Raw genomic sequence first — 1,514 nt, forward strand, 5'->3', positions numbered from 1 at the left:
CCGCCGTACCAGTCCATGTGGGGGGAGGGGGTGACGACGTTGTCCCCGGCGAGCGCCGAGACCGGGATCGTGGTGATTTCCGGTATTCCCAGGGAGCTTGCGTAGGCGGCGAATTCCTCGGCGATCGGGGCGAAGACGGATTCGGCGTAGTCGGTGAGGTCCATTTTGTTGACGGCGAGGAGGAGGTGGGGGACGCGCAGGAGGGCGGCTACGGCGGCGTGGCGGCGGGTTTGTTCGACGATGCCGTTGCGGGCGTCGACGAGGACGACGGCGGCTTGGGCGGTGGAGGCGCCGGTGACCATGTTGCGGGTGTACTGCACGTGGCCGGGGGTGTCGGCGAGGATGAAGCGGCGGCGGGGGGTGGCGAAGTAGCGGTAGGCGACGTCGATGGTGATGCCCTGTTCGCGCTCGGCGCGCAGGCCGTCGGTGAGCAGCGCGAGGTCGGGGGCGGTGGCTCCGCGGTTGCGGGAGGCGTGTTCGAGGGCTTCGAGCTGGTCGGCGAGGACGGACTGGGAGTCGTGCAGGAGGCGGCCGACGAGGGTGGATTTGCCGTCGTCGACGGAGCCGGCGGTGGCGAAGCGCAGGAGTGAGGTCGCTACGGTGGTGGTGGTCATGGTCAGAAGTACCCCTCGCGCTTGCGGTCTTCCATGGCGGCTTCGGAGAGGCGGTCGTCGGCTCTGCTGGCGCCGCGTTCGGTCAGGCGGGAGGTGGTGATTTCGGTGATGACGTCGGCGACGGTGGTGGCGGTGGAGTCGAGGGCGCCGGTGCAGGACATGTCGCCGACGGTGCGGTAGCGCACCAGGCGCCGCGCCACGCTTTCGCCGTCGCGGGGGCCGCCCCAGGTGCCGGGGGCCAGCCACATTCCGTCGCGGGCGAAGACCTCGCGTTCGTGGGCGAAGTAGATCGAGGGGAGTTCGATTTTTTCGCGGGCGATGTACTGCCACACGTCGAGTTCGGTGAAGTTCGACAGGGGGAAGACGCGGACGTGTTCGCCGGGGGCGTGGCGGCCGTTGTAGAGCTGCCACAGTTCGGGGCGCTGGCGGCGCGGGTCCCAGCCGCCGAACTCGTCCCGCAGCGAGAACACCCGCTCCTTGGCCCGCGCCTTCTCCTCGTCGCGGCGGCCGCCGCCGAAGACGGCGTCGAAGCGCTGCGCGGTGATGGCGTCGAGGAGGGGCACGGTCTGCAGCGGGTTACGCGTCCCGTCGGGGCGCTCGCGCACCCGCCCGGCGTCGATGGCCTCCTGCACCGACGCCACGTGCAGCCGCAGACCGTGCTCGGCCACCACCCGGTCGCGGTAGGCGAGCACCTCGGGAAAGTTGTGCCCGGTATCGACGTGCAGCAGGGCGAACGGCAACGGCGCCGGAGCGAACGCCTTCAACGCCAGGTGCAGCATGACGATGGAGTCCTTGCCGCCGGAGAACAACAGCACCGGCCGCTCGAACTCCCCCGCCACCTCCCTGAAGACGTGCACCGCCTCCGACTCCAGCACATCCAGATGCGACAACGCATACGGA

The 1,514-nt window shown here is 70.0% G+C and carries 2 protein-coding genes; both read right to left on the bottom strand.

What is annotated here, in order from left to right:
- Positions 1-614, bottom strand: a 614-nt coding sequence (locus ACOTKD_RS38090; RefSeq protein ID WP_424893599.1) for a GTP-binding protein, incomplete at its 3' end; no start/stop codon positions are given.
- A gap of 2 nt (positions 615-616) precedes the next feature.
- Positions 617-1,514: sulfate adenylyltransferase subunit CysD (cysD, locus tag ACOTKD_RS38095; RefSeq protein WP_424893600.1), on the bottom strand; the 898-nt coding region annotated here is incomplete at its 5' end.

Origin of the sequence: Streptomyces sp. XH2 (genome assembly GCF_049725035.1) — a bacterium.
GTDB classification, from domain to species: domain Bacteria; phylum Actinomycetota; class Actinomycetes; order Streptomycetales; family Streptomycetaceae; genus Streptomyces; species Streptomyces roseoverticillatus.